A 23,922-nucleotide genomic window follows, 5' to 3' on the forward strand; every position below is an offset into this window, starting at 1 on the left:
GCATGGCCGGCCTTGGACTTTTCCTGACGGAACCCGTCCAGGTCCTCCTCGGAGAGGCGGCCTTCCATGAACGCCCGGGCGTACATGCCCGGGGACGCGTGTCCCTGGAAGAACACCTGGTCCCCGCCCGAGGGGTGGTCCTTGCCGCGGAAGAAATGGTTGAACCCGACCTCGTACAGGGTCGCCGCGCCGGCATAGGTGGAAATATGCCCGCCCACCCCGATATCGGAGCGCTGCGCGCGGTGGACCATGACCGCGGCGTTCCAGCGCATGTACGCACGGTACCGGCGCTCGAACTCCTCGTTCCCGGGAAATTCTGCTTCCTGGTCCACCGGGATCGTGTTCACATAATCAGTGGTCGTCACCATCGGCACACCCACCGACCGGGCACCGGCACGCTGCAACAACGAACGCATAATGTACTGGGCACGCTCCGTGCCCTGCTCCGCGATCAACGCATCAAGGGACTCAATCCACTCCGCGGTCTCTTCCGGATCACGATCAGGCAGCTGGGCAGTCAACCCGCTGAGGATGTGTGAGGTCTCTTCTCCTGCAGCCACGTCCAACCTTCCTTTAGGCGCATGCATCGGCGCCTCAGGTCTGGCAGGGTAACTGCCCGTCATGAACGCGTCGTGTGCGACATCTCGGTTTCAACAGCCCGGTCGGATGCGCCGGGCAGGTCTTGTGAGCGCATGGCTGCCCAGTAGAATTCCTCGGGGCGATCGCCCTGCAGCCAAAGCGCTCATGGCCACTCTAGCTTTGACAGCGCTGGGATGCGTAGCCGTGGGGCTTCAGGGGCGTTGTATGTCACATCTTGGTGCTCTCCGTGACGGATGCCACGTGATTGTCACAGCTTCGAAACACCCCAGGTAGTGCGGAATATGCGTCATCGCAGGGACAATGGCTTGAAGCACACGCCCAAAGGGTGTTGGCTGTTAGTAATGGAAGTCACTTCAAAAGGAGGAAACGTGAGCGAGGCCGACGCCGCCACATCGGTAAATGTGGCGGAAAGATTGGGTTTCAAAGACGGGGATCTGATTCAGGAACGCGGCTACGACGACGACGTCGATTTCGACTTGCGTGACGACATTGAAGATGTCACGGGCTCTGAGCTGTTGGATGAAGATGATCATGACGTCGTAGACGCTGTTATTTGCTGGTGGCGGGACGGCGATGGTGACCTGGTCGATGCTCTGATGGATTCGCTCACCACCTTGAAAGAGGGCGGCGTGGTGTGGGTTCTGACCCCCAAATCCGGCCGCGACAACTACGTCTCTCCGGCGGAAATCCAGGACGCGGCGCCCACGTCGGGGCTGCACCTGACCACTTCTGCCGGGGTATCCAAGGACTGGAGCGCCACCCGCCTGGTGCCGAAGAAGAACAAGTGACGGAAGTCCAGCAAGCGCCGGCCCCCGTGCTCGTTCCCGGGATCGGAGAGGCAGCGCCTGACTTTGAACTGCTGAATCAATATGGCGAGCCGGTCCGTTTGTCGGATTTCAGGGGTCGCAACGTGGTGGTGGTGTTCTATCCGTTCGCTTTCTCCGGCATCTGCACGGGAGAACTGTGTGAGATTCGCGACAATATCGGCGCCTTCGAAGACTCGAACGCCACGGTCCTTGCGATCTCCGTAGACAGCAAATTTGCTTTGCGCGCGTACGCGGAGCAGGAACGCTACGAGTTCGATCTTTTGGCTGATTTCTGGCCACATGGAGCTGTGGCACAGGCTTACGGTGTCTTTGATACCCGGAGCGGGATGGCTCTTAGGGGAACGTTCATCATTGATGCCGAAGGATTGATCCGGTACGTGGTGGTCAATCCGCGAGGACAGGCGAGGGACCTCGCTGGCTACCGCCATGCGCTCTCTGAATTGAGTGTGCAGCAGGGGTGAACCAAGTGCGGCCAGGTGTTGGTATGACCGGCTTCGCCAGCATGGAGCCGGCTATCGCGGCCACCTTGGAGGCCGGGGAAGAGGCGGCGTTGAAGGAGGCCGTGGACATCCTTGGCGGCAAGCGGCTGGCCCTGCTCACCGGGGCCGGACTGAGCACCGATTCGGGTATTCCGGACTACCGGGGACCTGGTTCAGCGCCACGGAGCCCCATGACCTATCAGGAATTCATCGGCAGCGCTGCCAATCGACGGCGGTATTGGGCCCGGAACCATATCGGTTGGTCCCACCTGCGGCACGCTGATCCAAATGCTGGCCACGCCGCCGTCGCCCTTATGGAACGGCGAGGTCTGCTGACCGGCCTTATCACCCAGAACGTCGACAGACTCCATGAGGAAGCCGGGAGCACCGCTGTAGTGGATCTGCATGGGCGCTTCGATCAGGTGATTTGCCTTGAGAACGGACACACTTTTTCCAGAAAGCTGCTCGCCGCCGTCCTTGAGGAGCTGAATCCGGGGTTCGTAGCAGCCGCGCTTGAGGCGGGTGTGGTGGAGATGGCACCCGACGCTGACGCCACCGTGGAAGATCCCGAACTTATCAAGTCATTCGTGGTGGCAGTCTGTCCTGTCTGCGGCGGCACGCTGAAGCCTGACTTCGTCTACTTTGGCGAAAATGTTCCTAAAACCCGCGTCGAACGGGCGTATGCCATGGTGGACGCAGGCGAAGCTCTCTTGGTTGCCGGCTCCTCGCTCACGGTGATGAGTGGGTTGAGGTTCGTGCGTTATGCGGCGAAGGCAAGCAAGCCGGTGGTCATCATCAACAGGGGAATCACGCGAGGTGACGAATTTGCCGTGTTGAAACTTGAAGTGGGAGTGAGCGGCGCCCTGGATTATCTCGCCCGGAATTTGCCTGACCTTCCTGTAGCGGAGGACTCGATTGGTGTTTCTCCCGAATGATCATGTAGAGTCATTGTTCGTTGGTTGAAGCGCTAAGGCACTGATACTGAACTTTGGGTCTTTAGCTCAGCTGGTAGAGCGCCACGTTTACACCGTGGATGTCATCGGTTCGATCCCGGTAGGACCCACCAAGAAACCCCGTCATCCCGGACCGCAAGGTTGGTAAATGGCGGGGTTTTCCTTTTCCCGAAAAAGCCCCTGACAAAAAAGTCGGTGCCCACGCCTAATGTCTGGCTTATGGAACAGGTATACATCCGCACTAAAGGGGGCGGCACGGCAACTACCGTGGTCCGGGGCGGCCGGGAATGGCAGATTGCCGAAGAGCCATTCCGATGGTTCGAGAGGGTGCCGTGGTGGGAGAGCTCCAAGCGAATGCCCCGGGGGCAGGGCCGCGTGGATGTTGAGGTCTTGCAAGTCCAGGTACGGCTGGGAAGCAACGCCGTGTCCAGCCTGGCAACCTGGGAACTCGTGCGGGACGGAAGCGGTGGGGGCTGGTACCTGCGTGGCGAAGAGCGGGCGGCTGCGTAGGATTCGCGCCGGGAAATGGATGAGCTCTCCACCACGACTATTGGGGGATGCCGCGGTGGAGAGCTCGAAAATGAATATACAGCGAACTTTTCGGTTTGGAAAGTAAAGCCCTCCTTAAGGCCTTGTGTGTCGATAAAGGCCCCACTCCTCCCGGCAGGACGGCAGGCAATGACACTATGATGGGTAGTGTTCAGCTGAATGAACAGCCGTTAGACGCGACGTCCGGTTTGATATGACGAAGGAGAATCATGGCCGATTCCCGCATTGCCCGCTCCGAAGGACTGGGCGCCTCATCGCCGGCGCCTGCGGTCACCCGCGCCGCGGCCGTTCTGGAAGCATTGGCAGAATCGCCGTCGGGCCGCCTCACCCTGAGTGATCTGTCCAGGGAGCTGGGAATCCCTAAATCGTCCACGTCCAATCTGCTGCTGGCACTGGAAGAAGCGCGGCTTATTACCAGGCAGGGCGCCGACTTTGGCTTGGGGCGAAAGCTCGTGGAGCTGGGCGCAGCCTACTTGAGCCGCTTGGACGAAGTGCAGGAGTTCTACAAGTACTGTGAACAGGCGCCCACCCTGTCCGGAGAAACTGTCCGCATTGCCATGTTGGACGGGGACCATGTCATTTACCTTGCCCGCTATGAGGGTCATCCTGCAGTTCGACTGACCTCCAACATAGGCGACAAGATGCCGGTGTCCCTCTGCAGTGTAGGAAAGGCGCTCCTGGCGCAATTGCATGATCACGACATCGATGCCATGTTCCCGGATGGCATGGAACTTCCGGTCATGACGCCGAACTCACTGCGCACCGCCGAGGAACTGAAGGCGCAGATCGCCACGATCCGCAAGCAGGGTTTTGCCTTTGAGGACGAAGAATCCACGGTAGGAGTGGTGTGCCTTGCCGTTCCCGTGCCCACCCATGGAGCACATGGTCCCAGCTTGGGGCTTTCTGTTACTGCATTGAAGGCTACTTATTCAGAGGAGCAGGGTGCGCTCATGGTCAAGGAACTCAAGGAGCTGGCCCGTTCCCTGGGGAATCCGATGGGTTGATGCCGTGCCGCACGTCACAATCGGCGGGTTTTGAATAAATCTGATTTCAATCTTGGCACTGCGTTCAACAAGCTGTACGCTGTTCACCATAGTGATCTTGGCGGTGATGCCATCACTATCTCGTCGGGCCAACGGGGGCCTGGGGTGATTTTGAGGGAGTGCTTGTGACAACTCGTACTGATGCAAAGCTCGCAGCTGAGGCTGACGATGCAGTGGTTGAGCCGGAACAGCTTCGCAGGGCGACGCTGGCCAGCTCCGTGGGTTCTGCCCTGGAGTACTACGATTTCTACATTTATGGCCTGGCCTCGGCCTTGATCTTTGGGCCTTTGTTCTTCAAACCTTTGGGTGAGAGTGGGGCTTTGATCGCATCCTTTGCTACCTATGGCGTGGGATTTGCGGCCAGGCCGTTCGGCGGTATTTTCTTCGGATTCATCGGAGACAGGTTTGGCCGCAAAATGGTCCTCTTGCTGACAATTGGCATGATGGGACTCGCAAGCTTTGCCATCGGCCTGCTTCCCACCTTCGAGCAGGCCGGAATGCTCGGCGCTGTACTCCTGGTGACGTTGCGCATCATCCAGGGCTTGGGTGCCGGAGCGGAACAGGCTGGAGCCACAACCCTGATATCAGAAGTGGCTCCGCCGAAGCGTCGCGGGTACTTCGCGTCGCTGCCATTCGTGGGCATTCAGCTCGGCACGCTCCTGGGCGCTGGGACTTTCGCTCTGTTGCAGTTGGCGGATAAGGATGCTTTCGAGGCGTGGCTCTGGAGGGTGCCATTCCTTGCCAGCTTTGTCCTGATCATTGTTGCCGTATTCATTCGCCTGAGGTTGAAGGAAACCCCGGTATTTCAGGAACTGGAGAAGCACAAGAATGTGGTCAAGAATCCTGTCGGTCAACTTTGGAAGCACTCCAGAAGGAACGTGCTGGTTGGTATAGGACTCCGCATGGGGGAGAACGGCAACTCTTCCATCTATTCGGCTCTGCTGATCTCCTTCATGTCGGTCAAGGAGGGTGTCTTTCCTGGAGACAAGTTCATTGGCCCTGTGGGACTTCTGATTGCCGCTGGATTCGCAGCCGTCATGGTGGTGACTTTCGGAGCACTGTCTGACCGCTTTGGCCGCGTGCGGGTTTACCGCTATGGTGCCTTGTTCCAGGCGGTCTTTGCCATCCCCGCTTTCTATTTGGTGACTCTCGGAAACGTGACCCTCGTATGGGCAGTCATGGTGGTTGGTATCGCGCTGGGCGTCCAGTCCATGCTGGGCCCGCAGTGCCCGTTGCTACCTGAACTGTTTGGTTCCCAGTACCGCTTCACCGGAGTTGCGCTGAGCCGGGAAATCTCTGCAGTGCTGGCAGGCGGCCTTGTGCCCCTGCTCGGCGCCATCCTCCTGGCGGCTACGCATAACTCCTGGGTTGTTCTCGCGGTCTACTCGCTCGTGCTGGCGCTGATTTCCTTCATCACGACATTCTTTACGCCTGAAACAGCTGGACGGGACCTTCTTTCCCTTGAGGACGCGAAGTAGCCCACCTGCAGCTGCCAAACATTGGCGCAAGAAAGGCTCCGACCCCCTTGGGGTCGGAGCCTTTTGCATCAGAGCTTACTGGGCCTAGTAGAAGTGGACCGGATCCACCAGATGGGGAAGGTCGCCACCGTCCAGGAATGTACGGAGGTTGCTGCAGAAGCGTTCCGCGATGAGGCGGTTTTCGGCGGAGCTCAGTGCAGACGTGTGGGGCGATACCAGCACCTTGGGATGGTTCCACAGGGGGCTGGCCTGCGGGAGCGGCTCGACGGCAAAGACGTCCAGGCAGGCATAGGCAACCTGGCCGCTGTTGAGGGCCTCAAGAAGGGCGTCCTCGTCCACCACGGTGCCACGGCCAACGTTGACGAACACGGTACCCGGCTTCATTGCGGAGAAGATGTCGGTGCTGAACAGCTTCTCTGTGTATGGCGTGCCGGGAAGGGTGTTCACTACAGCGTCAGCGTCGGCAACCAGGCTCGCAAGGCCGTCATTGTTGGTGACCTCGTCGATGCCTTCAATGGCCTCTACGTTGCGTTTGGTGCCGCTGACCTTCATGCCCAGAGCGCGGGCAATACGTGCGGTTTCCATGCCGATCTCGCCAAGCCCGGCAATGACTACCTTGGATCCATTGGCCAACTTGGTGGGTGTGCGCAACTCGGGCCAAACCTTGGCCGCTTGGTCCTGGGCCATTTCCGCGCTGCGCTTGAAGCCGTTAAGGATGCCAAAGGCAGAGAATTCAGCGAGCGGCAACGCGTGGACCCCGGCTGACGTAGTGACGCGGAATTTTCGGAGCGTCTCAGTATCCAGCCCCGAAGCCTTGACGGCTCCGCCAGCCCCAGCGGCCATGGCGTGAATCCATTGAAGGTGGGGATTGCTCCGGGCAATCCGGGCAAGGCCGGCGGGGCTTTCGTTAGGGAAGCCGTACAGAACCTGAGCCCGGTTGAGCATGGCCCAGTAGCGTTCTTCCTGCTCCGGCGTCCGCTTGAAATCCGGGTCCCCGCTGTGGTCGGCAGGGAAGCGCTCGGGCGGAAGGAGATCTGGTTCGTACAGGACAGTTACGGAAGGATCCACGGCGCGAATACGCTCCACATGCTCAACTTCGAGCGGTACAGCGATCGCGATGGTAAGTTCATCAGTCGTCATAGTGTTCATCATACTGAATGGAGGCTAGAATATTGAACAGTTGATTGTGATTGGCACAAACTTTTGATGGACACAAAGAAGTGAGGTTCTTCACGACATGACCAGCAAACGTATGGGTTTCGTAGGCTTGGGACTCATGGGAGCTCCCATGGCGGCCAACGTCGCTAAAGCAGGATGGGTTGTCAAGGCGTGGAACCGTTCCGAGGCTGTTTTTGAAGGCCTTGCCGGCATCAGCCGGGTGGGGACAGTTGCCCAACTCCGGGACGAACCGGCGATCGTTTTCATGCTTCCCGATTTGCCCTTCATTGACTCTGCAGCAGAAGGCTTGCTCGATGCGTGGCGGTCGGAGCCGCCCCAGCCGGGGACCGCCGTCGTGGTTATGAGCAGCGTTTCGCCAACGGATGTCCGGCAGTTCGGCGAAAGAGTCCATCAGGCCAGCGGCGGAAATGCCGTGGTGGTTGACGCGCCAGTAAGCGGCGGCACTACAGGTGCCGAAAACGGAACCTTGGCCATTATGGCAGGAGCGTCCGAAGCGGACTTTGAACGGCTTCAGCCACTCTTTGAAACCATGGGGACAACAGTCCGCCGGATGGGCCCATTGGGATCGGGCTCGCTCGCCAAGGCCTGCAATCAGCTGATCGTCGGGACTGCGACGGCGGCACTCGCCGAGGCTGCTGAACTTGCCGAGCGCTCAGGAATGGATGTTGCCGCCCTGTATGAGGTCCTCGCAGGAGGCCTGGCAGCAAGCCGGGTGCTGGAGATTGTCGGGCCACGCTTGGCGGCCAAGAACTACAGGCCCACCGGACCGGCCAAGTTCATGCACAAGGATTTGGCCTTCGTGGTCCAAAGCGCCGAAAGTGTGGGCTCCCCGGTACCGATGGCCTCTGCGGCCATCGAGCTCTACGGCGAACTCAAACGCCAAGGACTTGGCGATCAGGACCTCGCCGTCGTTCGCCAGGCGATAGCCAATCTTGCCATGTCTTCGGCCGCGAACTAAGTGGCGGCCTCGACTAAGAAACCTGTCCAGACAAGAAGGAATGCTAAGGAAACATGAGTGGATTGTTTGATCTGAGCGGACGCGTGGCGTTGGTGACGGGTTCGAGCCGGGGGATTGGTAATGCGCTGGCCCGAGGCCTGGCTGATGCTGGTGCGACCGTGGTGTTGAACGGGATCAACCCCGAACGTTTGGAAGCGGCATGCGAGGCCATGGTGGCTGGATACCCTGCCGGGAGGGTCCACAGCAGGGCGTTCGATGTGACGGATGCCGCTTCGGCTGCCGAAGGGGTGGCGTGGATCGAGGCCAACGTTGGCCCACTGGACATCCTGGTCAATAATGCCGGGATCCAGCACCGGGTTCCCATGCTTGACCTGGATGTCAGGGACTGGGACCGGGTGATCAGCACGGATTTGACCAGCGCGTTCCTGGTGGGCCGGGAAGCGGCCCGGCACATGATTCCCAGGGGCCGGGGGAAGATCATTAACATCTGCTCGGTCCAGACGGACCTTGCGCGCCCTACGATTGCCCCGTATGTGGCTGCGAAGGGCGGGCTGCGTAACCTGACCCGCGCGATGACTGCTGAATGGGCCGGCTCCGGGTTGCAGATCAACGGCATCGCCCCGGGGTACATCCATACGGAAATGACGCAGAACCTGGTCGATGACGAAGCGTTTAATTCCTGGATCCTCGGCCGGACGCCTGCCCACCGGTGGGGCACGGCCGCTGACCTGGCCGGGCCTGTTGTGTGGCTTGCGTCCCAGGGGTCCAATTTCGTCAATGGCCAGACGATCTTCGTCGATGGCGGAATGACGGTGGTGGTCTGATGGGCATCACCTTCCCAGCCTCCGGCCCCGCGGTCGTCGCCCATGCCAAAGGTGACCTGCGGATCGAAGACGTCCCGCTGAGGACCCCGGCGCCCGATGAGTCGATCGTGGAGATCGCTTACGGCGGGATCTGCGGTTCGGACCTGCACTATTGGTTGCATGGTGCCGCGGGGGAATCGATCCTCAAGGCCCCGCTGGTCCTGGGCCATGAAATTGTCGGGGTCATCATCGAGCAGGCAGCTGATGGCAGCGGCCCTGTGGCCGGCACCCCGGTGGCCGTGCACCCGGCGACGCCGGGCCCGGGCGGGGCACGCTACCCGGAAGAGCGGCCCAACCTTTCACCGGGCTGCACGTATTTGGGCAGCGCGGCACGCTTTCCACACACCGACGGCGCTTTCAGCCGCTACGCCACCCTTCCCTCGCGGATGCTCCGTGCCCTGCCGGAAACCCTGGATCTGCGGACCGCGGCGCTGGTTGAACCGGCCAGCGTGGCCTGGCATGCGGTTGCCCGGGCCGGTGACGTAGCGGGAAAGACTGCCCTGGTGATCGGCAGCGGCCCGATCGGTACCCTCGCGGTCGCTGTCCTCAAGCGCGCCGGCGCGGCCCGGATCGTCGCGGTCGATATGCATGAGAAGCCTTTGGAGATCGCCCGCGCCGTGGGTGCCGACGCTGTCCTGAGGGGCGATGACGCCGCCGCCATCGCGGCTGTGGAGGCCGACGTCGTCATCGAGTCCTCCGGCAGCCACCACGGCCTTGCCTCGGCGATCAAAGGAGCCACGCGCGGCGGGAAAGTGGTGATGGTGGGGCTGCTGCCCTCGGGCCCGCAGCCGGTCTTCATCTCCCTGGCCATCACCCGGGAGCTGGAACTGTTGGGATCCTTCCGGTTCAACAACGAAATCGATGACGTCATCGCAGCGTTGGCCGACGGGTCCCTGTTCGTGGAACCCGTGATAACGCACGAATTCGACCTCGCTCACGGCCTCGAGGCGTTCGAAGTAGCCAGGAACTCAGCCGAGTCCGGCAAAGTCCTGCTGAACTTCCAGGATTAGTTTTTCGCCACGGGTACGAAGACGCGGGGCTGGTCGTTCCAGCTGGGGGCCAGCTCCGCGATCGTTTGGCGCATGATTTTTCCGGCCGCATCCCTGGCCTGCTGACCGTCGCCGGCGTCGATGGCGTGGGCGACGTCGATATGCCACTGCAGCGCCTGCTTCTGCGGGTGCTCCGGCATGAGTCCGTGCACCGTACGTCCCGTCAGGGTCTCTGTCACCTGGCCAATCAGGTTGGCAAACATTTCGTTTCCGGAGCCGGAGAGCACCAGTGCATGGAACCGGATGTCGAGGTCAAGGAAGCGTGGCATGTCTCCGGCGTCGCCGGCTTCCTTCATGGCCAGCGAAATATCCACGAGTTCCCGGCGGAGGGTTTCCGGAGCGTTTCCAGCTGCGAGTTCCGCAGCAACAGGCTCGACGGCGGAACGCAGCTCAGCGAGCGACCTCAGTTGGGCGCCACGACCCTCGCCGGCCAAGCGCCAGCGAATGACCAATGGATCAAAGGGATTCCAACGATGGGCCGGGAGGACGCGGATTCCGACACGCTTAATGGTCTCCACCAAGCCCAGCGACTGCAGGACGCGGACGGCCTCCCGGACCACAGAGCGCGAAACGTTGAGCTCGTCTTCCAAATGTTCGGCCAGCATGACGTGGCCGGTGGGAAGGGCGCCGCCCACAATCCGGGTTCCCAGATGCTCTACGGCGCGGTGGTGGAGGCTGGTTGACATAGAGGTAAGCATAGTGGGGTGAAGACATTCCGCGTGTCGCATCCGATGCCATTCGGTACCCATCGGAGTCTGTGGAAGTCCCGCACATCATAGACTGTTTATGAAGCGGTGCCGTTCCAAAACGTGGGCGCCGCTTTCCTGCCCATGGCTTAAATACGTATGGTTTATTACAGCCCCTGGTTATGAAATCGCTTCCTGCGTGCCCCCAGGGGGGTAGGTGGGACTGTTTGTACACGATCGAATTGGAGTTTTGATGTCAGCACACATCGGTGTCACCGGCCTTGCGGTGATGGGCGCCAACCTGGCCCGCAACCTGGCCCGCAACGGCTTCACCGTGGCTCTCCACAACCGCTCCGTGGAAAAGACCGACGCCCTGCTTGAAAAGCACGGCACGGACGGCGACTTCATCCGCACGGAAACGCTGCAGGAACTCGTCGACTCCCTCGAAAAGCCCCGCCGTGTCCTCATCATGGTCAAGGCAGGCGCTCCGGTGGACAACGTCATCGAGCAGCTCGAACCGCTGCTCGAGGCCGGGGACATCATCATCGATGCCGGTAACTCGCACTACGAGGACACCCGCCGCCGCGAAGCCGCGCTGGCCAAGAAGGACCTGCACTTCGTTGGCGTCGGTGTTTCCGGTGGCGAAGAGGGCGCGCTGAACGGTCCCTCCATCATGCCCGGTGGCTCCAGGGAGTCCTATGACGCCCTCGGCCCGCTGCTGGAGAAGATTGCCGCGAAGGTCGACGGCGAACCGTGCTGCGCTTGGATCGGCACCGACGGTGCCGGCCACTTCGTCAAGATGGTCCACAACGGCATCGAATACGCCGACATGCAGGTCATCGGTGAAGCATTCGATCTCCTCCGCTCCGGCGCCGGCATTGAGCCCGCCGAGCAGTCCAGGATTTTCGCTGAGTGGAACAAGGGCGATCTGTCCTCCTTCTTGATCGAAATCTCCGCCGAGGTCCTGGGCCACGTTGACGCCAAGACCGGCAAGCCGTTCGTTGACGTCGTCGTGGATGCCGCAGGCCAGAAGGGAACCGGACGCTGGACGGTCATCTCCGCCCTGGAACTCGGCTCCCCGGTCTCCGGCATCGCCGAGTCCGTTTTCGCCCGCGCACTGTCCTCACAGGCCGAGCAGCGCAAGCTTGGCCAGGAACTGCTGGCCGGCGAAGAGGCTTCCGTGGAGATCCCCGAGACGTTCGTTGAGGACGTCCGCCAGGCGCTGTACGCCTCCAAGCTGGTTTCCTACGCCCAGGGCCTGGACATGCTGACCTCCGCTGCCAAGGAGTACGGCTGGGACCTCAAGTTGGACGAGATCGCCTCGCTGTGGCGCGCAGGTTGCATCATCCGCGCAGAACTCCTCAAGGACATCACCAAGGCCTACTCTGCCGAGGAGAAGCCTGCCAACCTCCTGTTCGCGCCGGCTTTCACCAAGGCCATCGCCGAGGCCCTCCCGGCCTGGCGCCGCGTTGTAGCCACCGCCGTCCAGCTGGGCATCCCGGTACCGGTCTTCTCCTCCTCGCTGGCGTACTACGACGGCCTGCGCCGCAAGCGCGTTGCCGCTGCACTGATCCAGGGCCAGCGCGACCTCTTCGGTGCGCACACCTACGGCCGCGTTGATGCCGAAGGTACGTTCCACACGCTGTGGGGCGAAGACAAGTCCGAAATCTCGGCCGTCGACACCCACTAAGTTCCACCGCAAGGCCGGTTCTTCCCGGATACGCTGGGAGGAGCCGGCCTTTGCCGTGCCGGAACGGGTACTGGGCCATCGCGCGGGTGCCACGAGCCAAGGAGCCAGTGCCATGACCGAACGCATCGCTTTCGTCACAGGGGCGTCTACCGGCATTGGTTTCGAGACGGCGCGTGCCCTGAGGTCCGAAGGGTTCATTGTCTACGCCGGCGCGCGTCGGGTGGAGAAGATGCACCCGCTTAAGGCACAGGGAATCACCGTCATGCACCTGGATGTCACCATCGAGGACTCCATGGCCTCAGCTGTGGCGCTTGTTGAAGCCGCACACGGGCATATAGATGTCCTGGTGAACAACGCAGGGTACGGCTCCTACGGCTCCCTGGAAGAGGTTCCCTTGGCCGAAGGCAGGCGCCAGTTCGAGGTGAACGTGATGGGTCTGGCAAGGATGACTCAACTCGTTATTCCCAGGATGCGGCAAGCCGGTTCTGGTCGGATCATCAACGTCTCGTCCATCGGCGGAAAAATTTATGAACCCCTGGGCGCTTGGTACCACGGGACAAAATTCGCCGTGGAGGGGATGAGCGATTCTTTGCGGCTTGAGTTGAGACCGCACGGCATCGACGTCGTCCTCATTGAGCCCGCCGGAACGGACACCGAATGGGGCACCATTGCCGGGGAAGGCCTGTTATCGGCGTCCGGCAAAGGTCCATACAAGGGGCAGGCCCACGTCATGGCAGCAGCCTTGGCGTCAACATCCGGACAGCTGATATCTACCCCTCCGAGGGTAGTGGCCAGGGCAATAGTTCGCGCGTCGACGGCAAAACGCCCCAAGACCCGCTACCCGGTGGGTAGGGGAGCCTGGAGCGTCCTGGCCTTACGGAGAGTTCTTCCTGACCGCGTCTTTGACGCCGTGCTCTGGAACTCCTACAAGAGGTTTACCGGCTGACTCAGCTAGATCCGGTATTCGATGTAGTACTCAGCCGGGTCAACCGCCGGTTTGGTTTCGGATTTCGCGTCGCGGTGCCGCCATGTGGCCGGAATGCCCGTGATGATCGACTCCGGGGGAGCGTTCTTCACCACTACGGCGTTCGCACCAATCGCGCTGTCTGCGCCGATCGTGATGGGACCCAGGACCTTGGCGCCTGCGCCGATGGTCACACGATCCCCGATGGTGGGATGGCGCTTGACCTTGGCAAGGGACCGGCCACCGAGCGTCACACCGTGGTAGATCATCACGTCCTCGCCGATTTCAGCAGTTTCACCGATAACGACGCCCATGCCATGGTCGATGAAGAAACGCCGGCCGATGGTTGCGCCGGGATGGATCTCGATGCCCGTCAGGAATCTCGCCAACTGGGAGATCAGGCGGGCGGGGAAGCGAAGGGCCGGGTTTTGCCAGAGCTTGTGCGTCACGCGGTGAGCCCAGATGGCGTGCAGGCCGGAGTAGGCGAAAAAGTTCTCAAAAGAACCTCGAGCCGCCGGGTCATGTGACCGGGCGGCGTCGAGGTCTTCCTTAAGCCTTGCGAAGAAGCTCACAAAGACCTTTCTACAGGAAATGAATGCTTGCGGGCGAAGTGTTAGCCGCGGATATCGTCAAAGAGCACAGTGGAGATGTAACGTTCTCCGAAGTCCGGCACGATCACGACGATCAGCTTGCCCTTGTTCTCGGGACGCTTGGCCACTTCCAGCGCGCCCCATACTGCGGCGCCGCCGGAGATGCCGGCGAGGACGCCTTCCTTGGAACCCAAGGCGCGGGCGGTGGCAACCGAGTCTTCAAGGGTAGCGTCGAGAACTTCGTCGTAGACGTTGGTGTCAAGGACTTCCGGGATGAAGTTGGCGCCCAGGCCCTGGATCTTGTGGGGACCGGGGCTGCCGCCATTAAGGATGGGGGAGTCCTTGGGCTCAACGGCAATGATCTGGACTTCGGGCTTGCGCTCCTTAAGGACCTGCCCGACGCCGGTCACGGTACCGCCGGTACCGATGCCGCCAACAAAGATGTCTACTTCGCCATCTGTGTCCGCCCAGATCTCCTCGGCAGTGGTGTTGCGGTGGATCTCCGGGTTGGCCGGGTTGGCGAACTGCTGCGCCCAGATGGAGTTCTCTGTGTTGCCAACGATTTCCTGGGCCTTTTCAACGGCGCCGCGCATGCCTTCGGAACCGGGAGTCAGTACGATTTCTGCACCATAAGCGCGAAGCATGACACGACGTTCGGTGGACATGGTCTCAGGCATGGTCAGGATGACCTTGTAGCCGCGTGCGGCACCAACAAGTGCCAGCGCGATTCCGGTGTTACCGGAAGTGCCTTCCACAATTGTTCCACCCGGTTTCAGGGCACCGGACTTTTCGGCGGCGTCAATGATGGCCACACCGATGCGGTCCTTCACGCTGTTGGCCGGGTTGTAGAACTCAAGCTTGACCGCAACGGTGGCCTCAAGGCCTTCGGTCAGCCGGTTCAAACGGACCAGCGGAGTGCGGCCGACCAGCTGGGTGACGTCGTCGTAGATCCTTGCCATGAAGATTATGCCTATCTCTGAAGAGGGAATGCTGAGGTCAGCCTAACCAGCCGCATCGAAACCCTGCTAAGCAGTTAGCCATGCAGAGTAATATTTCCGCGCTTTGGCCAGTTTTGGATTGATGATGACCTGGCAGTAACCCTGGTACGGGAATTTGGCGTAATAGTTCTGATGGACTTCCTCTGCCTCATGGAACTCGGGTAGCCGGCTCACTTCCGTCACAATCGGATCGGCCCAGAGTGCTTGCGCGCGCTCGATGGCTTCTTCGAAGAGGACCTTTTCCTCCGTCGTGGTGTAGAACATTGACGAACGGTATTGAGTGCCTGTGTCGTAGCCCTGCCTGTTCAACGTGGTGGGGTCGTGCAACGCGAAGAACATGTCAAGAATGACTTCCTCCGGCACCACGGTTTCGTCGAATGTCACCGCAACCACCTCCGCATGACCCGTCGTTCCTGAGCAGACGTCGTAATAGTCAGGGTTGCGGACATGGCCTCCCGTATAGCCGGAGACCACGGAACTGACACCGCGGGTTTTCTGGTACACGGCATCAAGGCACCAGAAGCATCCACCACCAAGTACAAAAGTTTTCATGATCTCTTCAATGGATTGGAGGGCCTGATGATTCCCCCAATACCTTACGGGAGAATAACGCCCTGGGCAGGTACGGCAGCCACCAAGACTGCCCCATCGGGTCCAGTAGGTAAGAATAAGAGTATGGAAGCAGTAGACACCGCCATTTCTGATGCGGATTCCAGCGACGACGCCGGGACAGTGGAAGCAAGCGGGGACCCGACCCTTGGCCAGGTGTTGCTTGCTGTTGAGGAACTCTGGCCGGAGTCCTTGGCTGAGGATTGGGATGAGGTAGGCCTCGTGGTGGGGCGCCCCACCACGCCCATCACCAGAATCCTGTTTGCTGTGGATCCCACCCTGGCCGTCATCGACGAGGCCATTGAGTGGGGTGCCGGGCTCCTGATTACGCATCATCCGTTATTGCTCAAAGGGGTGAACTCCGTCGCGGCCACCTCTGCGAAGGGCTTGGCCGTGCACCGGCTTATCGAAGCGGGCACCGGACTCCTGACCGTCCACACCAACGGTGACTCCGCCGTCGGGGGCGTATCGGACGTGTTGGCGGACGCCTTTGGCCTGGAAAATGTTGCTCCACTTACCCCTGCCGCCAATGGCTTGCCCGAGGAAGGCATCGGCCGGGTTGGTGATCTTCCTGAGCTCATGACCCTGGGTGATTTCGCTGCCCGCGTCTTCGGGATGCTCCCCGCGGTGGCCGGAGGGGTCCGCGTGGCCGGCGACAAGGACGGTCTGCTACGGCGCGTCGCCGTCTGTGGTGGCGCTGGGGACAGCTTGTTCGACGCCGTCAGGGCCAGCAACGCAGATGTGTATGTGACAGCAGACATGCGGCACCATCCGGCGTCGGAGGCGCGGGAAGGTGCCGTCAACGGCCGTCCGTACCTCATTGACGTCTCGCACTTTGCCAGTGAATGGCTGTGGCTGCCCGTAGCCGCGGAAGCGCTCGGCAATGTACTGGCTGATCAGGGCTACGACGTCGAGATCCGCGTGAGCAGCACCAACAGCGATCCCTGGGACTTCATACTCACTCCCGGCGGGGACTAGAGTCTAGAAGATACGGACGATCCCAATAAACACGGGCCGTCCATCCGGAACTGATCCCCAGGCCCGGAAGCGACACAAGCGGAGGTAAGCGTGGCGAAAGCAGCACCGGCAGAACAACTGAAATTGCTTGAACTGCAGGGACTGGATGCCAAGCTCAAATCGTTGGCCGGCCGCCGGAAGGTGCTGGAAACGGATCCGCGGATAGCTGACCTGCAGGATGCACTGAATGTAGCCAACGGTGAACTTGGCGCTGCCAAGATGGCGGTGCACGACGCCGAAGCTGAACTGCGTCGTTCCGAAGCGGACGTGGAGCAGGTCGCCTCCCGCATCGAACGTGATGAGGCCAGGCTCAACAGCGGAACCGGTCTCTCCAAGGACCTGGTGGCGCTTCAGAGTGACATTGCATCCCTTAACAAGCGGCGCTCCGACCTGGAGGACGTTGAGCTTGAAATCCTGGAGCGTTTGGACACCCTGCGGGAACGCCAGGCCGCACAACAGGCCATCGTGGATGACATCCAGGGTTCATTTGCCAGCATCCGCGCCGAATTGGATGAGGCAATTGCTGAGATCGCGGCCGAGGAAACCGTGGTCCGCGGACAACGTGCCGCTTTCGCGGAGGCCCTCGACGCCGGAATGCTTGCAGTCTATGAGAAGACGATTGCCAGGCGCGGTGTCGGCGCCGCCAGGCTCTTCCACGGTAAATCGGAAGGTTCGGGCATGATGCTCAGCCCCGGCGACCTCGCTGAAGTCAAGGCCGCCGCTGACGACGACATCGTTTTTTGCCCTGATTCAGGATGCATCCTGGTCCGTTCGGCCGAGTGGAACTGACCTAGCTGCCCAGAATGATGTTAAGGGCGTGTGGCTTGCGGGCCGTGCCGGGGACGAGTTCCGCCCGCCAGATCTCTTTGGCCGCTTTTAGCAGTTGATCAGGTGATGCGGGCGCCTTCCCGCGCCTGGTCAGCAGATGCCTGGCAAACTCACCCCGGGTGTGTTTGGCGAAGTGGCTGACCACCGTGCGCTTGCCGTTTGCCTCGTTGAAAACGTTCACTGTGACGGTCTGCGCTGCTGGTGGTGCCCACGCAGCTGCGTACGTGCTGGAACGGCAATCAACCAGCAATTCTCCTTCAGCCCGTTTCGCGAGGGCCGCATTCAGGTTCGGCTTCCAGAAGGAGGCGAGGCGTCCGACGTCGGGCAGTGCCGTTCCCATGGACAGCCGGTAAGCCGGCACATGGTCACCAAAACCTATGGCACCCCACAGTGCCGAAACCACCAAAATCGATTCGGTTGCCTTGCGTCGTTGGGCCGGCGTCATGGAATTGAAGCCGAGCGCGTCATACAGGACTCCGGAGTACACCTGGTGGGCCGGCGCCGCCGGTTCTGCGTGCAGCCGGGTATTACGTTCGACGTCGTCCTTCAGCGAGGGGCCTACGCCAAGCAATGCCAGTGCGTCCTCGTGCGCACTGACGGTGCCCAGCGATTCCAGGACCTTGGCGCGGTACGGGTTGAGCTCCGGAAAGCTGAGTGACTCCCATTCGACGGCGGGACCTTTGACGGCGGGGGTCTTGCCTTCGGAAGGCGGCAGCAGAATCAGCACCAGACGATATTACCGGGGACCGAGGCAACCCTCGACGCCGGTAGACTGGACGGCGGATGGGTTGACCAGGCGGTCGCGCGTCACGGAAGTGGCTCGAGGAACGTCCGGGCTCCGCAGAGCAGGGTGGTGGGTAACGCCCACTCGGGGTAACCCGCAGGCCAGTGCCACAGAAAACAGACCGCCTGCGCGTGGTGGTGCTTGCATCAGCACGCGGCAGGTAAGGGTGAAACGGTGGTGTAAGAGACCACCAGCTCCCTGGGTGACCGGGGAGGCTAGGTAAACCCCACCCGGAGCAAGGCCAGACAGGACACGTTTGAGGGCTGCTCGCCCGAGTGTCCGGGTAGGCTGCTGGAGGGCGTCGGCAACGGCGTTCGTAGATGGATGGCCGCCACTCCTTTGCCGGCAACGGCAAGGGATGACAGAACCCGGCGTATCGGTCAACCCATCCACATTTGCCACTGAGGTCCCGGGCATACGTCCATTGTGACTGCCATGTGAGTGATTTCACGCCCTCCGGCACCCAAGAGGGCGCCCTTCCGCCTTAGACTTGTTATGAACGTAGATGTTCTGCCGCCGGGACTGCGTTCGCAGCCGGCGGTCTTTTCTTTGCAATCGTTCAAGGCGCTGTGGGTGGACCGAAGCCCGGCCAGTGCCCGTGCCGCAGGATTACTCCGGGCGGCCGCCATCTGCATACGAGGACGTATGTGGTTGACCCAAGGAAGGTAGTTCTGTGAGCCAGACGTCAGATTCTTGTCTTGATAAGTGGATGGGCCGGGAGGCTCTCGCCGAGGCCATGATTCCGGTGATCGGCCGGTTGTACCGGGAAAACAACGTGGTCACGAGCATCCACGGCCGGAGCCTGATCAACAAGTCGACCATGAACATCCTGAAGGCCCACCGCTTTGCGCGCCGGATGAGCAACACCGAGCTGCTGCTCGAAGAAACCGCACCCCTGTTGAACGCTCTTGCTGAGCTGGAACTCGGTGCGGCCGCAATCGACATTGCCCGTCTCACGGAGAAGTTCCGCGTCGAGGGCAACGGCACCTCCTTGGATGAGTTCCTGCGGGCAGAGCTCGCCGAAATCGTCGGAAAGCGTGGCGCTGATGACCGCACCAGCACCGACGTCGTGCTGTACGGCTTTGGCCGCATCGGCCGCCTCCTGGCCCGCATCCTGATTGAAAAGGCCGGTGGCGGGCATGGCCTGCGGCTGCGTGCCATCGTTGTCCGCAAGGGCGCCGAGAACGACCTCGTCAAGCGTGCCAGCCTCCTGCGCCGCGACTCCGTACACGGTTCCTTTGAAGGAACCATCCGCGTGGACGAAGAAGCCAACACCATCACCGCCAACGGCGTTCAGGTCCAGGTCATTTACTCCGACAACCCCGCAACCGTGGACTACACCGCCTATGGCATCAAGGACGCCCTGGTAGTGGACAACACCGGACGTTGGCGCGATGCGGAGGGCCTGTCCCAGCACCTGCAAAGCAAGGGTGTTTCGCGCGTCCTGCTGACGGCTCCGGGCAAGGGCGATCTGAAGAACATCGTCCACGGAATCAACCAGTCCGACATCTCCGATGACGACAAGATCGTCACGGCTGCGTCGTGCACAACCAACGCCATTACTCCGGTACTGAAGGCCATCAACGATAAATTCGGTATCATCCACGGCCATGTTGAAACGGTGCACTCGTTCACGAACGACCAAAACCTGATCGACAACTTCCACAAGGGAGACCGCCGCGGCCGTTCGGCAGCGCTGAACATGGTTATCACGGAGACAGGTGCAGCCAAGGCTGTTGCCAAGGCGCTTCCGGAACTTCAGGGCAAGCTCACCGGTAATGCGATCCGCGTACCTACCCCGGATGTGTCCATGGCGATCCTGAACCTCAACCTTGCCAACGGCACCACACGCGATGAGGTCAACGACTACCTCCGCGAAATGTCGCTGCACTCGCCGTTGCGGAAGCAGATCGACTACATCGACTCGCCGGACGTTGTCTCCAGCGACTTCGTTGGTTCCCGCCGCGCAGGCATCGTTGACGGTCTGGCCACTATTTCCAACGACAAGAACCTCGTGCTCTACGTTTGGTACGACAACGAATTCGGCTACTCCTGCCAGGTGGTCCGTGTCATGGAGGAAATGGCCGGCGTCAACCCGCCGTCCTTCCCTGCCCGCGACATCGTGGCGCCTATTGCAGTCCTTGAGGCAGCCAACGCCTAAACCGGGAAGTATTCGCGGGTTTCCCGGCTGTGTTACTGGTATCAGCCGGGAAACCTGACCAAAATGGGTTCATGGAAAATGAATCGACTTTGGAACACGAGACAACGCTGGAACACGCGCTGGATGTAGCACGGGCCAACCACAAGCAGGCACAGAAACTGCTGGACCAGGCCGTGGCAGCAAACGCCGCGGGGGACGTCAGCGACGAACGCGTCCAGCAATTGCGTACGCTGTTGGAGGTGGCTGCTGAAGACCTCCAACGCGTTATGCGTGAGCAGTAACCCGGGGAAGTTCCCCATCACTGCAGTGTGACTTCTCCTACACACTGTGGATATCGGCTCTGGCTGTCGGTGCCGTGTCCTACGCTCGAAGGACACCACCCACCCCAACTGGACGGAGCCCCTTGAGTATCACCTGGTCTGCCTACAAACGCGCGCGCAGACGATCCCGCCAAGCCTGGGCCATTCTAGGATTAGTGGCCGCAACCCTGGTGGCAGGACTGTCTTGGTTCTTCACCACGGGCCAGTTCAATGCGGCCGAGCCATGGGTCGCCGGTCCCAGTGATGCGCCGGTATTTAATCCGGCTTGGATGAAACCCATTACCGGCATCGAGGCCGTTCCCGCGGAGAAGGCAAGCGCGGCACTGGCACAGCTGGAAGTTAAGGGACGGGCATCCCAGGAAGACTATGAGCGAACCGCATTCGGCCAGGCGTGGCTGGATGCCGATCGAAACGGGTGCGATACCAGGAACGACATCCTGCGCAGGGACCTGTCGTCCGTGGAGTTCACCAGCGGTTCCTCATGCAAGGTTGCCACTGGAGAGTTTCAGGAACCCTACACGGGCGTCCACGTGACCTTCCGCCGGGGCCAGGACACCAGCGCTGATGTTCAGATTGACCACATTGTCGCCCTGGCCGACGCATGGCAGAAGGGTGCCAAGCAATTAACGGTGCAGCAACGCCAAAGGCTGGCAAATGATCCGTTGAACCTGATTGCGGCTGATGGGCCCGAGAATGTGAAGAAGGGCGCAGGCGACGCCGCCACCTGGCTCCCGCCGAACAAGAACTTCCGGTGTCATTACGTAGCACGGCAGATCTCCGTCAAGGCAGCCTACAAGCTCTGGGTTACGCAGGCGGAGAAGGACGCCATGATGCGCGTCCTCTCTTCTTGCCCGGATCAGCAGACCATTTACAGCGCCAGGTGACCGTGTCCCAGTTGCCAGGTACCGCCGTCGTCGATTCTCTCAAGGACTATGCGCTGGAGCGAAGTTTCCCGGGGTAGTTTGTCCAGGTTCTCCAGGCCCCGCTGCCTGAACGTGAAGTACACGGCATCAGTGGGGGCATCGGTGCACCGATCCAGGGTGAAACGGCAGGCGAAGGATGCGATGTTGCTGTTGGGAAGCCTTTCAACCAAGTAAGGATCCAGCATCCAGGACTCGCACGTGGCCACAGTGGCCGGCTTATCCGGGAAATAGTGGGGAAAGAACGAGCGCGCCTCGTCAAAGCTGGCGTCCACCAGCGCGGGGGAGAGGCCGCCGTCCTCAGGAATGTGGACGCCCAGGACCCAACCGGATGTGTATGCCATGTTGCCCCCTGGCCCGTCGTCACGCCCGCTTCGTATCAAATGGAATTGCAACCGGCCGAGCCGGAACAGATTCCCCGCCATATGTAACGTCAGCCAGCTCCAGGTGTCCAAACCGAAATGTCCATGGACGCGGCGGTTGATGCGGAGCTGGAGCCCCACGTCAGCCAGGGTGGCTGCTGACACGTCGGCGCTGATTCCCAACTCCACATGGTACGCATGGACTCTGGGCGCGAAGCGGAGCAGTGCTTCGATCCAGACGGTCTCGCGGGGCTGGCCGGGAGAAATCGGGTTGGGCGAAATCTGGTCGGGAGAAATGCTATCGGCCGGAAAAGTGCCAAGCCGTTGCTGCAGCAGTTCCAATGCGTCCAAGACGTGGCCGCTGGGGTTTCCGTCCAAGAGCGCGGCGCATTCCACGGCGTCCTCGCCTGTAATGTCCAGGAGCTGAAACAACTCTGCATGGCGTTCTTGGTTCATCGGATCAGTGTCCGAAGGGATCAGGGTCGACGCCAGGCATCCATGTCAATCCGGCAACGCCCCAACCGTTCTTCTTGGCCTGCTTCATTGCCTTCCTGGCATATCGGTCCACAAGTCGGTTGACGTAAAGCTTGCCGTCCAAATGGTCGTACTCGTGTTGCATGACTCGGGCGAACCAGCCCGTAGCTTCGAAGTCGACAGGGTTTCCGTCACCGTCAAAGCCTTGGACACGGGCCCACTCGGCGCGCTGCAGAGGGTAGTGCTCTCCGGGGAAGGACAGGCAGCCCTCTATGTGCTCTTCCGGGTCGGGGAGGGCTCCGGAGATCTTTGAGAGGGTCAAAACGGGATTGACCAGAACGCCTTGGTCAGGCGCGTCGTCGTCGTTGGCGTACTTATACACAAAGATGCGCTTCCCGACTCCCACCTGGGGCGCGGCGAGGCCCACTCCGTTCGCGGCTTCATTGGTTTCGAACATGTCGGCGATGATTTTTCGGAGATCGTCGTCGAATACTTCGACTTCGCTTGCCCGACGGTGCAAAACGGGTTCGCCCCAAATGGTCACTGGCAGGACGGTCATGTCAGCTCTTCCTTAGTCGATCGCTGTGTTCCGGAAGCAACCCATGGGACTGCAGGCGGGCCAAAACAACACAAAGGCCGCACCGGATAACCGGTGCGGCCTTTGTGGAAACCGGCTTTTGAGCCAATCTCGGCGGGGTGAGCGACGGGGGTTGAACCCGCGACCTCCTGGACCACAACCAGGCGCTCTGCCAACTGAGCTACGCCCACCATGTGCCTTTTTCAGTATGTCCGTATGACCGGCATTCTGTGAAGGCAACGACAAATAGCTTACCTGCTGTTTTGGGGTGAAAAGTCCACTTTTGCCGGTTTCGACGAAAAAACCTTCAAAAATGGCGCAGATCACATAGTTTCTGTTGAACCCAGAGTCTCAGCGGTGGCCGTGATGTCCTTGGAGATGCGCTGGGCCGTGGCAGTGTCGGGTCCCGGCGCGGGTACAAAAACAGCCTGCCTGTAGTAGCGGAGCTCGTCGATGGAATCCTTGATGTCTCCCAGTGCGCGGTGTCCGCCATGCTTGGCCGGCGACTGGAAGTAGGCCCGCGGGAACCAGCGGCGCGAGAGTTCCTTGATGGTACTGACATCGATGACGCGATAGTGGAGGTGCTCCACGATGTTCGGCATGTCCCTGGCCAGGAACATCCTGTCCGTGCCCACCGAGTTGCCTCCCAACGGGGCCTTGCGGGGGTCCGGAACCCACTTCTCGATGTACTCCAGCACCTGCGCTTCGGCCTCGGCCATCGTCTTGCCGTGGGGGAGTTCGTCAAGGAGTTTGGAGCGGGTGTGCATGTCGCGAACGAAGTCGTTCATCTGCTCCAGCGCGGCGTCGTCGGGCTTGATGACGACGTCCACGCCATCGCCCAGGATGTTGAGCTCGGAGTCCGTCACAAGCGCCGCAACCTCGATCAGGGCGTCGTTCTTGAGGTCCAAGCCGGTCATTTCGCAGTCAATCCAGACGATGCGTTCATTAGTAATAGGCACGCGCC

26 protein-coding genes, 2 tRNA genes and 1 other RNA gene are annotated in these 23,922 nt (G+C 60.9%); 18 read left to right on the top strand and 11 right to left on the bottom strand.

Annotation, left to right across the window (positions count from 1 at the left end; all coding sequences use genetic code 11):
• The coding region (locus ABIE18_RS06570) for a pyruvate dehydrogenase E1 component-related protein (RefSeq protein ID WP_499722259.1) at window positions 1-587 on the bottom strand (587 nt) is incomplete at its 3' end.
• Between the two features lie 381 nt (window positions 588-968).
• Here ABIE18_RS06570 and ABIE18_RS06575 point away from each other — a divergent pair.
• From ABIE18_RS06575 to ABIE18_RS06605, 7 genes are all read left to right on the top strand, one after another.
• Window positions 969-1,388, top strand: a complete 420-nt coding sequence (locus ABIE18_RS06575; RefSeq protein WP_499721883.1) for a DUF3052 domain-containing protein — start codon at window positions 969-971, stop codon at window positions 1,386-1,388.
• A complete protein-coding gene (locus tag ABIE18_RS06580) occupies window positions 1,385-1,888 on the top strand; it encodes a peroxiredoxin (RefSeq protein WP_499721885.1) in 504 nt (167 codons plus the stop codon). Before ABIE18_RS06575 ends, ABIE18_RS06580 begins: the two co-directional genes overlap by 4 nt.
• A 23-nt stretch (window positions 1,889-1,911) precedes the next feature.
• Entirely contained in the window at window positions 1,912-2,841 is a 930-nt protein-coding gene (locus ABIE18_RS06585) for an NAD-dependent protein deacetylase (RefSeq protein WP_499721886.1), read from the top strand.
• A 55-nt stretch (window positions 2,842-2,896) separates the two neighbouring features.
• Window positions 2,897-2,972 (top strand) — tRNA-Val (locus ABIE18_RS06590).
• A 106-nt stretch (window positions 2,973-3,078) separates the two neighbouring features.
• Window positions 3,079-3,369 (top strand): hypothetical protein, encoded by a 291-nt coding sequence (locus ABIE18_RS06595; protein WP_499721887.1) that lies wholly within the window; start codon window positions 3,079-3,081, stop codon window positions 3,367-3,369.
• 248 nt (window positions 3,370-3,617) lie between these two features.
• Window positions 3,618-4,412, top strand: coding sequence for an IclR family transcriptional regulator (locus ABIE18_RS06600; RefSeq protein WP_499721888.1), 795 nt, complete (start codon window positions 3,618-3,620; stop codon window positions 4,410-4,412).
• 158 nt (window positions 4,413-4,570) lie between these two features.
• Window positions 4,571-5,929 carry an MFS transporter gene (locus ABIE18_RS06605; RefSeq protein ID WP_499721889.1) on the top strand — a complete coding sequence of 453 codons (1,359 nt, stop codon included), beginning with the start codon at window positions 4,571-4,573 and terminating at the stop codon, window positions 5,927-5,929.
• Between the two features lie 84 nt (window positions 5,930-6,013).
• On the opposite strand, the gene ABIE18_RS06610 is transcribed toward ABIE18_RS06605, so the two are convergent.
• Complete coding sequence (locus ABIE18_RS06610; RefSeq protein WP_499721890.1) at window positions 6,014-7,081, bottom strand: D-2-hydroxyacid dehydrogenase; 1,068 nt, start codon at window positions 7,079-7,081, stop codon at window positions 6,014-6,016.
• A gap of 85 nt (window positions 7,082-7,166) precedes the next feature.
• Between ABIE18_RS06610 and ABIE18_RS06615 the strand changes: the two genes are divergently transcribed.
• From ABIE18_RS06615 to ABIE18_RS06625, 3 genes are read left to right on the top strand one after another with little or no spacing between them, the layout of a single operon-like run.
• Window positions 7,167-8,066: an NAD(P)-dependent oxidoreductase gene (locus ABIE18_RS06615; protein ID WP_499721891.1), complete on the top strand. Its 900-nt coding sequence runs from the start codon at window positions 7,167-7,169 to the stop codon at window positions 8,064-8,066.
• Between the two features lie 53 nt (window positions 8,067-8,119).
• The gene (locus ABIE18_RS06620; RefSeq protein WP_499721892.1) at window positions 8,120-8,890 is read left to right on the top strand and encodes an SDR family oxidoreductase; all 771 of its coding nucleotides are present in this window, start codon (window positions 8,120-8,122) and stop codon (window positions 8,888-8,890) included.
• Window positions 8,890-9,939: an L-idonate 5-dehydrogenase gene (locus ABIE18_RS06625; protein WP_499721893.1), complete on the top strand. Its 1,050-nt coding sequence runs from the start codon at window positions 8,890-8,892 to the stop codon at window positions 9,937-9,939. The genes ABIE18_RS06620 and ABIE18_RS06625 overlap by 1 nt, the downstream gene beginning before the upstream one ends.
• On the opposite strand, the gene ABIE18_RS06630 is transcribed toward ABIE18_RS06625, so the two are convergent.
• Entirely contained in the window at window positions 9,936-10,664 is a 729-nt protein-coding gene (locus tag ABIE18_RS06630) for a FadR/GntR family transcriptional regulator (protein ID WP_216925444.1), read from the bottom strand. The two genes, ABIE18_RS06625 and ABIE18_RS06630, sit on opposite strands and share 4 nt — an antisense overlap.
• A 253-nt stretch (window positions 10,665-10,917) precedes the next feature.
• Between ABIE18_RS06630 and gnd the strand changes: the two genes are divergently transcribed.
• Together gnd and ABIE18_RS06640 are read left to right on the top strand one after the other, a co-directional pair.
• Window positions 10,918-12,354, top strand: coding sequence for an NADP-dependent phosphogluconate dehydrogenase (gene gnd / locus ABIE18_RS06635; protein ID WP_499721895.1), 1,437 nt, complete (start codon window positions 10,918-10,920; stop codon window positions 12,352-12,354).
• Window positions 12,355-12,466: 112 nt separating this feature from the next.
• Window positions 12,467-13,300 carry an oxidoreductase gene (locus ABIE18_RS06640; RefSeq protein ID WP_499721896.1) on the top strand — a complete coding sequence of 278 codons (834 nt, stop codon included), beginning with the start codon at window positions 12,467-12,469 and terminating at the stop codon, window positions 13,298-13,300.
• 5 nt (window positions 13,301-13,305) lie between these two features.
• Here ABIE18_RS06640 and epsC read toward each other — a convergent pair whose 3' ends face one another.
• The 3 genes from epsC to msrA all read right to left on the bottom strand — a co-directional run bounded on the left by epsC (window position 13,306) and on the right by msrA (window position 15,458).
• Complete coding sequence (gene epsC, locus ABIE18_RS06645) at window positions 13,306-13,890, bottom strand: serine O-acetyltransferase EpsC (protein ID WP_223933212.1); 585 nt, start codon at window positions 13,888-13,890, stop codon at window positions 13,306-13,308.
• A 41-nt stretch (window positions 13,891-13,931) separates the two neighbouring features.
• Window positions 13,932-14,867 carry a cysteine synthase A gene (cysK, locus tag ABIE18_RS06650; protein WP_499721898.1) on the bottom strand — a complete coding sequence of 312 codons (936 nt, stop codon included), beginning with the start codon at window positions 14,865-14,867 and terminating at the stop codon, window positions 13,932-13,934.
• Between the two features lie 66 nt (window positions 14,868-14,933).
• On the bottom strand, window positions 14,934-15,458 hold the full coding sequence (gene msrA / locus ABIE18_RS06655; protein ID WP_499721900.1) for a peptide-methionine (S)-S-oxide reductase MsrA: 525 nt from the start codon (window positions 15,456-15,458) through the stop codon (window positions 14,934-14,936).
• 123 nt (window positions 15,459-15,581) lie between these two features.
• Here msrA and ABIE18_RS06660 point away from each other — a divergent pair, with 123 nt between their 5' ends.
• Both ABIE18_RS06660 and ABIE18_RS06665 read left to right on the top strand, forming a co-directional pair.
• A complete protein-coding gene (locus ABIE18_RS06660) occupies window positions 15,582-16,493 on the top strand; it encodes a Nif3-like dinuclear metal center hexameric protein (RefSeq protein WP_499721901.1) in 912 nt (303 codons plus the stop codon).
• Window positions 16,494-16,583: 90 nt separating this feature from the next.
• Window positions 16,584-17,321, top strand: coding sequence for a zinc ribbon domain-containing protein (locus tag ABIE18_RS06665; RefSeq protein WP_499721902.1), 738 nt, complete (start codon window positions 16,584-16,586; stop codon window positions 17,319-17,321).
• Window position 17,322: 1 nt separating this feature from the next.
• Here ABIE18_RS06665 and ABIE18_RS06670 read toward each other — a convergent pair whose 3' ends face one another.
• The gene (locus tag ABIE18_RS06670) at window positions 17,323-18,087 is read right to left on the bottom strand and encodes a YaaA family protein (protein WP_499721903.1); all 765 of its coding nucleotides are present in this window, start codon (window positions 18,085-18,087) and stop codon (window positions 17,323-17,325) included.
• A 57-nt stretch (window positions 18,088-18,144) separates the two neighbouring features.
• On the opposite strand from ABIE18_RS06670, the gene rnpB reads away from it, so the two are divergent.
• The 4 genes from rnpB to ABIE18_RS06690 all read left to right on the top strand — a co-directional run bounded on the left by rnpB (window position 18,145) and on the right by ABIE18_RS06690 (window position 21,509).
• Window positions 18,145-18,536, top strand: an RNA gene (gene rnpB, locus ABIE18_RS06675) — RNase P RNA component class A.
• 281 nt (window positions 18,537-18,817) lie between these two features.
• Entirely contained in the window at window positions 18,818-20,305 is a 1,488-nt protein-coding gene (locus ABIE18_RS06680) for a glyceraldehyde-3-phosphate dehydrogenase (protein WP_499721904.1), read from the top strand.
• Window positions 20,306-20,376: 71 nt separating this feature from the next.
• Window positions 20,377-20,586 carry a hypothetical protein gene (locus tag ABIE18_RS06685; RefSeq protein ID WP_499721905.1) on the top strand — a complete coding sequence of 70 codons (210 nt, stop codon included), beginning with the start codon at window positions 20,377-20,379 and terminating at the stop codon, window positions 20,584-20,586.
• A gap of 122 nt (window positions 20,587-20,708) precedes the next feature.
• Entirely contained in the window at window positions 20,709-21,509 is an 801-nt protein-coding gene (locus ABIE18_RS06690; RefSeq protein WP_499721906.1) for an HNH endonuclease family protein, read from the top strand.
• On the opposite strand, the gene ABIE18_RS06695 is transcribed toward ABIE18_RS06690, so the two are convergent.
• The 4 genes from ABIE18_RS06695 to orn form a co-directional block, all read right to left on the bottom strand.
• The gene (locus tag ABIE18_RS06695) at window positions 21,494-22,363 is read right to left on the bottom strand and encodes an acyltransferase domain-containing protein (protein ID WP_499721907.1); all 870 of its coding nucleotides are present in this window, start codon (window positions 22,361-22,363) and stop codon (window positions 21,494-21,496) included. The genes ABIE18_RS06690 and ABIE18_RS06695 overlap by 16 nt on opposite strands.
• A gap of 4 nt (window positions 22,364-22,367) precedes the next feature.
• On the bottom strand, window positions 22,368-22,940 hold the full coding sequence (def, locus tag ABIE18_RS06700) for a peptide deformylase (protein WP_499721909.1): 573 nt from the start codon (window positions 22,938-22,940) through the stop codon (window positions 22,368-22,370).
• 136 nt (window positions 22,941-23,076) lie between these two features.
• Window positions 23,077-23,149, bottom strand: a tRNA-His gene (locus ABIE18_RS06705).
• A 132-nt stretch (window positions 23,150-23,281) separates the two neighbouring features.
• Window positions 23,282-23,917 (bottom strand): oligoribonuclease, encoded by a 636-nt coding sequence (gene orn / locus ABIE18_RS06710; RefSeq protein WP_224090726.1) that lies wholly within the window; start codon window positions 23,915-23,917, stop codon window positions 23,282-23,284.
• Window positions 23,918-23,922 lie beyond the last annotated feature (5 nt).

The organism is Arthrobacter sp. 2762, assembly GCF_040548745.1.
GTDB lineage: Bacteria > Actinomycetota > Actinomycetes > Actinomycetales > Micrococcaceae > Arthrobacter.